Below are 8837 nucleotides of genomic sequence, written 5' to 3'. Positions count from 1 at the left end.
AAAAATTTTACACCGACAAGCCCTTTAGACTTGCTTCATTCATCCTCAACACATCGCAACCAACCGCGAGGTGTTGAAAATGAACTCAAGTAAGACAGACCGCCTTTTGAGCGTGAAGGAAACGGCCCGTACTCTCGGGTGTAGCGTCGCGACCGTTTGGCGTGGCGTAGCAAACGGGACAATCTCCAGGCCGGTGAAAATTGGCGGTCTGACCCGCTGGCCCGAGTCCGAGATTATGGCCCTCATCGAAAGTGTGAAGGCGGATCGCGAAGCCGCCTAAACGAAACCCCCACCCAAAGGTTCGGGCAGGGGCGGTATTCGTTTATGCAGCACATAATCATTACCGCATTCGGCCCGTTCCTTCAACCCAGAAGGAAATGAGCATGAACAGGAAAGCAAAGACCGACAACCCGACCGACTATCCCCCGGCGAACGCACTGCGTGTCTCCAAATGGAGCGACATGCCCGCAAACACCGCGCCCGCCCGCTACGAGATCATCGGCGAGGACGGCCAAGCCAAGACCATCACGCTGGCCAAAGGCAATCGCATCATTCTCGATGCGTTGCTGGAGCGGCCCGTTTACTGCGCCAGCCCGGTACGGATCTCCGACCGGGTTTGCATCCTGCGCCGCGACTACGGCGTACCGATCACAAAGGAGATGTATTCGAACGACGCGGCTACGGACCGCGCCAGGTTCGGAGTGTACTCCCTCAACGGCACGGTGCGCCGGATCGAAGGGGGTGCAGCGTGATCATGGCCCTCAAAATCCAGATTGCCCGCCTGCAGCGCCTCTATGGCATGTCCGCAACCCGCGCCCGCCTCATCGCTGGCCTGCACTATGGGGAGGGCCGCACATGACGCACATCGCAACCATTCGGAAGAATGCGCGCGAAGACCTCCGCGTGACCCTGGACGAGTTCCGGGGTCACCACCTCCTTAATCTTCGCGTGTGGTTCTATGCTGACGACAATGAGCAGCGCCCCGGCAAGCAGGGCGTTGCCATTCGGCCCGACCTCTTGCCAGAACTTCGGAAAGCGCTCCTCGACGCCGAACAGGAAGCCAACAGGCTTGGTCTGCTCGATCAGGGAGGTTCGGCATGACCATTTATCAGGCTAGCCAGATAAAACGCCGCCGGGCGTCCAAGAATGAGATGGAGGACCGCGCGGCCTTTCTTATAGCTTACGCATTGAAGCATAAGCCCGTCACGGTTCGCCAACTCTTCTATGCGGCGACGGTTGCCGGGATCCCCGGTATCGAAAAGTCCGAAGCGGGCTACAACAAGGTGCAGGCTCAGTGCCTGGAACTGCGCCGTGCCGGAAGGTTGCCATATCACTGCATTGCGGACGCGACCCGGTACATGCGGAAGCCTCGCACCTTCGACGGCTGGGAGGCGGCGCTGCAGGACACAGCGAAGCTCTATCGAAAGAGCCTGTGGGCGGACAGCGATGAAGAGGTGGAAATATGGCTGGAGAAATCAGCGCTAGCGGGCGTAATCTACCCGGTCACGTCAGAGTACGACGTGGCCTTGATGCCAACGGGCGGATACACATCCGAGACGTTCGCATATGGCGCGGTCAGCAACATCCAGCACACCGGCAAAACGCTGGTGATTTATGCCCTATACGACTTCGACCGATCCGGACGTGATGCGGCCTTGTCGCTGCAAGAAAAGGTCGAGCGGTTCGGGTCCGAGTTCGATGTGCCCGTTCGGTTCAATCATCTCGGGCTGACCTACGATCAAGTGATTGACCTTGACCTGCCGACGAGGCCTGCGAAACGCAATAGCGCCGCGGACCGCCGCTGGGAATACAGGTTCGCTGCAGAGCTTGACGCCATACCCCCTGACACCATCCGGGACATGGTGCGCGATGCTATCGAGGGTCACCTGCCGGCCCACGAGTTGCACCATCTCAAGCGGATCGAGCTGGCCGAGCGCGAAACCCTCCTGCGGTTCATCGGGAGGCACTGATGGGACGAGACAAGCGCAACGAGACCGGGAAAGAGCATTTCACCAAGATGCTGCGCTCCACAATGGGAACGCCAGCTTGGCGCGCTCTAACGCCTGTAGCCCAAGCACTCTATCCTTGGCTCAAGCTGGAGTGGCGCGGTCCGCAGAACAACAATAACGGTAAAATCCGCCTGAGTGTCAGACAGGCCGCTGAACTGCTCGGTATCAATATGAAGACCGCAGCTCGGGGTTTCCACGACCTTCAGGCAAAAGGGTTTCTTTACGTCACAGAACCCGCGCGGCTCGGAGTTGGTGGCGACGCCAAGTCTCCAAGCTTCGAACTTACGGAAATAGAGTTGCCGCAGGCCGAGAATAACGGGGGTCGCAAGCTCTACAAAGAGTGGCGCGAGGGAGCAGATTTTTCGGTCCACAAGGCCGCGATGCACAACCCGCGAGGCACCAACGGAAAAACAAAACCCCGTCCCCAAAATGGGAACAGCACCGTAGTAAAATTTGGAACGTCACAATGAAACACGTACCCAAAAACGGTACAGGCCGTACCCAAAATTGGAACGAAACCGCCCATTTTCGGTGCTTTCCTGTTCCCATTTTAGGGACATCCTTACTTACCATCTACCAAGGGCAGCGGAACCGAGGCCAGAGCATCGCGGGCACCTCCGAATTGGGAGGGATTGCATGATCACATCGTGTTGCATTCTCGGACCCTGGATGACCATCCCATGTGCGCCTGCAGACCGTAACAGCGGAGCCAAATCGGGCGGTCGCAATCCTGACGGCACTTTCGCCCCCGGCAACCCTGGGAAGCCCAAAGGTTCGCGGCACCGGGCGACGCAAGCGGTGCAGGAACTTCTCGATGCAGATGGCGAGGCCCTGACCCGCAAGGCGGTGGAACTGGCCCTGGACGGCGACACCACGGCGCTGCGTCTCTGCATGGAGCGGATAGCGCCCGCCAAGAAGGACACGCCGGTCAATTTCGACCTCCCGGCCATGAAAACCGCACAGGACGCCTCACAGGCCGCTCAGGCGGTCCTGCAGGCCGTCTCCGAGGGTCAGCTAACCCCGCTGGAAGGCGCAAGCGTCATGGCGCTGGTGGAGGGCTACCGGAAGGCACTGGAAACGACCGAACTCGAACAACGGATAACAGCGTTGGAGGCAATGCAATGAGCATCAAGGCACGCTTGGGAAAGTTGGAAAAGCAAAGCGGCGATACTGGCCTCAGCACCGTGATCTTCCGCACTGTGTACGAGGATCGGAATGGTGAAGCCGAAAGCGAGAAGGCCGAAGGCTACATTGCCTGGGGGCAAAACCGCGTGGCGAAAGTTGAGCGGGGCGAACGGGAAAGCCACGAGGACTTCAATGCCCGCCTCGACGGCTACAAGAACCTGAGTTGGCCGCAAGCCCAACGCGCGGAAGGGTTGATAATCCCAAACGCGCAGGAGGGTTCGGCATGAGCATTTTCAATCGCCTCCGCAAGCTTGAGCAAAGCAACGCCGCTTCAAATGGCATGCTCCTCTTGTTCCTTCAGATACCGGGAGACAACGAGAGAGATGATTACTTGTCCGTCAGCATCCACGGCGTTGGCCACTTCGAGCGAAAACCCGAAGAGACCACCCAAGAATTCAAGCGGCGTGCATATGCGACCCAAGCAGCCGGAAAGGATCCCGGTACGCTGACAGCCGAAGAGCAAGCAGCCGCCTACAGGGCAGGCGATGCACGGCGTCTCGCTCATGGCACGCCCGCCATTATCACCATTGGAGGCGAATGAGATGAGCATCAAGACACGGATCAGGATGCTGGAACGCAGCGGCGCAGGAGGCGTGAACCACGTCATTTCAAGCGTGCCGACGTCGCACCCGGAATTTCCTGGAACAGATTGCCAGCCCGTCACGGTCGACGAGTGGGTAGCGAAGTACTGTGAGCAGCCCTCGGCAGAGGCAGAAACCAAGAGCAGAAAGGCAAGATAATGAACTGGGAACAACTTCTAGAGGCAGAAAGGCAAGGAACTCTGCCCGCAGACAAGAAAGCAATGCTGGACGAAGCGCGTGCACGAGGGCTTGTGCCCGGAAATACTGGCTTTGGTAAGGCACAGCGCAGCGCAAACGCCCCGCAGCTTCAATGGCCCTCGCGTGTGCCTCCGCTTGGCAATGGGCAAAGCGTATCCTCCGAGGGCACGCAGACGCCAGCAGCGGAGCATTCTTTGCAAAGTGAGGATGACCGCAATCTGGAAAAACTGAAGGCAGAGCAAGCCCGCGTGATACGTGACAAAGTGGTAGCCAGACGACAACGCTCCAGAGAAGCGCAAGGGCGGCAAGACGCTCCGCACGCCGAGCGGAGCGAAGAGCGAGACCTTGCACTGGCTATCGCTATCGCAAGAGCGAAGAAGGCCAAGCAGGGCGACGGCGGTCCGGTTGACCCTGAGTTGGCGGAAATCTCACGCGCTGGCTTGGCTGGCGAATTGATGAACGAACCGCCTCGTAAGAACGAATGGATGGGTGGCGTTCTTCCGTCGCCTCGTCAGGCAGTGCGCAATATCAAGGAAAATCTGTTTGGCGACGATGACCCAAACACTCTGAACCGAGGCGAGACCCTGGGGCAGTTTCTTAACAGCGCTGGTGAATCGATGACCCTAGGCGTCGTCGGGGATGAAGCCGATGCAGCTCTCCGCAGCACGTTGACAGGGGACAGCTACGACGAAACTCTGGACCGCGTTCGCCAGCAAGAGGCCGTTTTCGACAGGGACTACCCGGTAGCTTCGCTTGCCGCAGAGATTGCTCCCCTGGCACTTCCCGGTGTGGGCGCTGCTAATTGGGTGGGCCGTGCTCGGAACCTGCCGCACCTGATGGCACGCGGTGGTGCTGTAGCTGGCGCTCAGGGCGGGTTGTACGGCTTCACAGAGGGCGAAGGTGGCTTGAAAGACCGGGCCACGGAGGCTGTACAGGCGGGCACTGTGTCAGGTGGCTTGGGTGGAGCGTTGGCACCCGTGGCCCGTGGCGTCCAGCGTGGCCTCGACCACCGGAAGCAAAAGGCGGCAACCAAAGCAATGGTTCGGAATGCGCCATCTGCCGATGACCTTTCAAAGCGTGCAACGCAACTCTACGCCAATGGAGAGGCGCGCGGGCGTATTCTTTCGCCAGAAGCGGCAAAGGGGCTTGAGGCAGAGGTTCTGACCGCACTGCGCGAGAAGGGACTGATGCGGTCGAATGGACAACTCATTACCCGTGACCAGGATGTGCGCCGCATCGTCAAGGAAATGCAGGACGTTGCGAAGTTTGGTCTTGAGGGAAACCAGGTGAAGCCTGTGCGGGCAATGTTTCAGGCAGCCGCGCAGGACAGGGACCCGATGCGCGCGCGGATCGGCACAATCCTACTTGGCAAGTTTGACGACGCGGTAAAACGGAACGCCCCTGAGTTTGCGGAGGGCGACGCACTCTACCACCGTATGAAGAAGGCAGAAGGCGTCGATCAAATGATGGATCTTGCCGACACCAGCGAAACTGCGAATGCGCTACGCCGGGAGTTCCAAAAATTCGACCGTCGCAACATTAAGGGTCAAGCCGGGAGCATGACGGCAGACGAGGCAGAAGCAATGCGCCAAGCGCGATGGGCTTGGGTGCGATAGGGCGGGCACATTCAAACAGGTCACAGAAGGGGGCTGCTGAAATCGCCAGGGCATTGATGCTTAGCGGCGGCAAGATGCCAAAGGCAACAGCGTCTGATGAAGTCAAATTGCTTATCGCGCAGATCCTGATGGGGCTAGGCCAAAGGCAACAAGAATTGCGTGAAGCGGTGGCAGGGCCTTGAGAGAAGCAAAGCGGTTTCGACGCATGGTAGTGCCACATTGGCTTGCCCGCTGCGCGTGGCGGGCCTCAAGGCAGAACGAGGCCCGCTATGCAGATGAAGGCAATCCCCCCAGCCAAGGTTGCACTGATCACAAGCTGGTCGAAAACAGCGCCTTGCAACCTCATCACGCTGTCATTGTCCGCGTTGGGGCGGAAAGCCCGGTAAACGCGTTCGACGAGTGCGTCGATGAGATCAGGAACCGCCGCGATTGCACATCCGGTCAATACGACAAGGGCCACCGCGATGTAGATGGCATAGCCGGTAAAGATTGCGTTCCAAAGGGCTTCGATCATGGATGAAAGATATGTTCAACACGACGCCGGGGCAAGTTCGGAAGCTGCGTTGATAGCACTGGTCCGGGAGTTTGCGGACCTTCCCGAGATAATGCGACTGGACGAGTGCGCGCATTTCCACTGCCAACTGAAGGTCATGAGAGCGCGAGGAGGACCACATATCCGTGAACGTTTCTTCTTGGAAATGGCCGTGCTTCTCAGGCTCCACGAATACGACGGTAAGCTAGGTCTGCCGCTATGCGAAATGCCCCTCGGCGATGGCTTGGGCGGGCTGGTTGAAGTTTCGCCGGTTCCCGAAGAGTGGCGCTGAGAAGCGTGGCTGAGCAGCGAAGGCAGATTGGCTTAGACGGGTGACTGATTGAGTTTATGATTTGGGCAGTAATGACACGCGGGCATGCTGTATCAGGCGGTCGCTTCTAGCCTTCAGCGATGCGTCGTTTGATGGAGCTGCAAATGCCACTTGCCATTGACCTTTACCCAAAGCGAAACGCAGTGGAGAAGCTCCAGTACGTCGCTAAAACGCACCTCAACGGTGTAGGTTGCCATAGCGGTGTCTTCGGAAACAAGTTCTGCCGAATAGTCTGCTAGAGGAACTTCCATTTCAGAAAGCCGAGAACGCTTTTCCGCCATGAAATCTTGGGTTCTGCTGTGACGGTGGCCAAACCGATCAACTTCGACGAACTTCGCAGAGAGTGTATAATTTCCGTCATCACTATCGAAGTGCAGGTCTTTATCCCAAAGAGATTTCTCTAAAGATGTGAGGGTTTGTTGAACTTCTAGCGTCGGTTTCATCTCTGCGTCGTAATTATTTATCTCTGCTCGGAGAGTTGGCTGTTTCTACTGGCGCAAAGCCTGACTGCTGCTCATAAGCAAGCTCTTGACACAATTCAAGGTGGTATCGCAATTCAATAAGGTAGAGCAAATAAAGCGGAAAGCTAACAGCGTCAGGTTCAAGAAAGCACTAAAGACCGGCGCATGGCTAGTGCCTCTCTCTCTGAACGGTACCTAGAGCCCCTCGGTTTTGGCTAAGTCTTTATCCAAGGAGATGCTTAGAATTGAGTTCCTGAGAAATCCTTCTATAAATTTGCGCCAGTCAAGATATTAAGTTCGCCGGGGTGCCCATGTCCAATTACGACCTTCGTCATGCTTCCGATGAGTGGCGACACTTTCTTGGCCGACATGACGCCGCTTTGAGGCAGCTGTTCATGCTGTCGCTCGATCCCGATATCGAACTTGATGAGAAGATATCGCGGCTGCTTCGCTTGGGCTGTGATGCTCTCAATTTGCCACTTGGTATCGTCAGTCGTATCGATGGCAGCGTCTACGAGGTGCATCACGTATGCGGTCCCGATTGGGCTCCCACGCCTGGCGCGACCTTTGAAGTTGCTGAAACGTATTGCACTCACACCCTGGTCGCAAATGACGTGCGCTACTTCCATCACGCTGGCGAATCCGAAATCGCCGACCACCCGTGTTATAAGAACTTTGGATTGGAGAGTTACATCGGCGTTCCTTTGCTCGTGGGCAACGAACGCGTCGGCACATTGAACTTTTCCGGTCCCGACGAGCGAAAAGCATTCAGAGCTATGGAAGCCGAGCTGGTGCGACTGTTCGGGCGCTGGCTGGGCCAGGAATGGCTTAAGTCGGAACGCGCACGCGAGATTGCGGAGAAGACCATGCTTCTCAATGCTATTGTAGAGGCGGTTCCGGACGCGATCATCACCGCGAACGATGAGCGCAGAATCCAGATGGTCAATTCGTCCGGCGAGAAGCTGTTCGGCTTAGACCGAGACAAGCTTGTGGGGCAAAGCACATCGGTTCTCTACCCCAGCGTCGATGAATACGAACGCCAAGGTGAACGGGTCTACGACAAGGCGATGCAGAAGGCGGTAAACCGTTTCGAAATGAATCTTCGCAAGAAAGATGGATCAATATTCCCTGGCGAAGTCTTCATGGCTCCTCTTAACGGAGACGCTGATGCAAAGCTTGGCGTGGTAGGTGTTGTACGAGACATCAGCGAGGAAACAGCACTTCGCAAGGCCAAGGACGAACTCATAGCAACAGTATCGCACGAACTTCGGACGCCGATTACTTCGATAAATGGCGCTGTGAAACTCCTGTCGATGGAACGTGAACAGCTTCCTGAAAATATGCGGGTGCTACTTGACGCAGCCACCCGGAATGCTGATCGGCTGATACACCTTGTCGAAAACATTCTCGACTTGGAGAAGCTCAACTCAAGTGAATTGTCTTTCGACCACCGGAAAATTGACCTGTTCGCGCTGGTTTCCAGGGCGGTTGAAGACATGCGCCCGTATGCTGATCAGTATGATGTGAGGCTCGATTTAGTGAACGGCGATGCTGGTCAAAGTACCATAGTTGGCGATGAAGCTCGCTTGCTCCAAGTCTTGAGCAATTTGCTATCGAATGCGGTGAAAGCCTCGTCGGCTGGAGGAGAGGTTGAAGTTGGACTAACCTCAAGTGGAAACGGCTTTTGGATCCGCGACCATGGCAGAGGCATACCAGTGTCTTTGCAACAAGAACTGTTCGACCGATTCACAAGGTCGCCTGAGAGTTACACGGCCACGCAAAAAGGCACTGGTCTCGGCATGAGCATCGTTAAGGCCATTGTTGATCACCACGGCGGACAAATCGAGTTCGATACAGCTGAAGGCGAAGGAACGACCTTTACGGTTTCGCTTTCCGCATAACCACTCGGTTAAGAGAAATAGGC

General features: G+C 56.9%; 14 protein-coding genes. 12 read left to right on the top strand and 2 right to left on the bottom strand.

Going from position 1 to position 8837, the window contains the following annotated elements; translation table 11 throughout:
- The first annotated feature begins 79 nt into the window (after positions 1-79).
- The 10 genes from KUV49_RS04070 to KUV49_RS04025 all read left to right on the top strand — a co-directional run bounded on the left by KUV49_RS04070 (position 80) and on the right by KUV49_RS04025 (position 5589).
- Positions 80-280, top strand: a complete 201-nt coding sequence (locus KUV49_RS04070) for a helix-turn-helix transcriptional regulator (protein WP_222451732.1) — start codon at positions 80-82, stop codon at positions 278-280.
- 103 nt (positions 281-383) lie between these two features.
- A complete protein-coding gene (locus KUV49_RS04065) occupies positions 384-752 on the top strand; it encodes a hypothetical protein (protein WP_222451731.1) in 369 nt (122 codons plus the stop codon).
- Between the two features lie 103 nt (positions 753-855).
- Complete coding sequence (locus KUV49_RS04060) at positions 856-1101, top strand: transcriptional coactivator p15/PC4 family protein (protein WP_222451730.1); 246 nt, start codon at positions 856-858, stop codon at positions 1099-1101.
- A complete protein-coding gene (locus tag KUV49_RS04055) occupies positions 1098-1970 on the top strand; it encodes a hypothetical protein (RefSeq protein WP_222451729.1) in 873 nt (290 codons plus the stop codon). The genes KUV49_RS04060 and KUV49_RS04055 overlap by 4 nt, the downstream gene beginning before the upstream one ends.
- Positions 1970-2479, top strand: a complete 510-nt coding sequence (locus tag KUV49_RS04050; protein ID WP_222451728.1) for a hypothetical protein — start codon at positions 1970-1972, stop codon at positions 2477-2479. The genes KUV49_RS04055 and KUV49_RS04050 overlap by 1 nt, the downstream gene beginning before the upstream one ends.
- Positions 2480-2678: 199 nt before the next feature.
- The gene (locus KUV49_RS04045) at positions 2679-3134 is read left to right on the top strand and encodes a DUF5681 domain-containing protein (RefSeq protein WP_222451727.1); all 456 of its coding nucleotides are present in this window, start codon (positions 2679-2681) and stop codon (positions 3132-3134) included.
- Positions 3131-3421, top strand: coding sequence for a hypothetical protein (locus KUV49_RS04040; RefSeq protein WP_222451726.1), 291 nt, complete (start codon positions 3131-3133; stop codon positions 3419-3421). Before KUV49_RS04045 ends, KUV49_RS04040 begins: the two co-directional genes overlap by 4 nt.
- On the top strand, positions 3418-3735 hold the full coding sequence (locus KUV49_RS04035) for a hypothetical protein (protein WP_222451725.1): 318 nt from the start codon (positions 3418-3420) through the stop codon (positions 3733-3735). Before KUV49_RS04040 ends, KUV49_RS04035 begins: the two co-directional genes overlap by 4 nt.
- Position 3736: 1 nt before the next feature.
- Complete coding sequence (locus KUV49_RS04030; protein ID WP_222451724.1) at positions 3737-3934, top strand: hypothetical protein; 198 nt, start codon at positions 3737-3739, stop codon at positions 3932-3934.
- On the top strand, positions 3934-5589 hold the full coding sequence (locus tag KUV49_RS04025) for a hypothetical protein (protein WP_222451723.1): 1656 nt from the start codon (positions 3934-3936) through the stop codon (positions 5587-5589). Before KUV49_RS04030 ends, KUV49_RS04025 begins: the two co-directional genes overlap by 1 nt.
- A gap of 247 nt (positions 5590-5836) precedes the next feature.
- Here KUV49_RS04025 and KUV49_RS04020 read toward each other — a convergent pair whose 3' ends face one another.
- A complete protein-coding gene (locus tag KUV49_RS04020) occupies positions 5837-6103 on the bottom strand; it encodes a hypothetical protein (protein WP_222451722.1) in 267 nt (88 codons plus the stop codon).
- Between KUV49_RS04020 and KUV49_RS04015 the strand changes: the two genes are divergently transcribed.
- Entirely contained in the window at positions 6102-6413 is a 312-nt protein-coding gene (locus KUV49_RS04015; RefSeq protein WP_222451721.1) for a hypothetical protein, read from the top strand. The two genes, KUV49_RS04020 and KUV49_RS04015, sit on opposite strands and share 2 nt — an antisense overlap.
- A 113-nt stretch (positions 6414-6526) precedes the next feature.
- Here KUV49_RS04015 and KUV49_RS04010 read toward each other — a convergent pair whose 3' ends face one another.
- The gene (locus KUV49_RS04010) at positions 6527-6895 is read right to left on the bottom strand and encodes a DUF4440 domain-containing protein (RefSeq protein ID WP_222451720.1); all 369 of its coding nucleotides are present in this window, start codon (positions 6893-6895) and stop codon (positions 6527-6529) included.
- A 329-nt stretch (positions 6896-7224) separates the two neighbouring features.
- On the opposite strand from KUV49_RS04010, the gene KUV49_RS04005 reads away from it, so the two are divergent.
- Positions 7225-8814 (top strand): ATP-binding protein, encoded by a 1590-nt coding sequence (locus tag KUV49_RS04005; protein ID WP_222451719.1) that lies wholly within the window; start codon positions 7225-7227, stop codon positions 8812-8814.
- Positions 8815-8837: the final 23 nt, after the last annotated feature.

The organism is Roseovarius atlanticus, from assembly GCF_019802205.1.
Classification (GTDB): Bacteria; Pseudomonadota; Alphaproteobacteria; order Rhodobacterales; family Rhodobacteraceae; genus Roseovarius; species Roseovarius atlanticus_A.
Note: the sequence above shows the minus strand (reverse complement) of the source record. Positions and strands in the feature narration are given on the sequence as shown.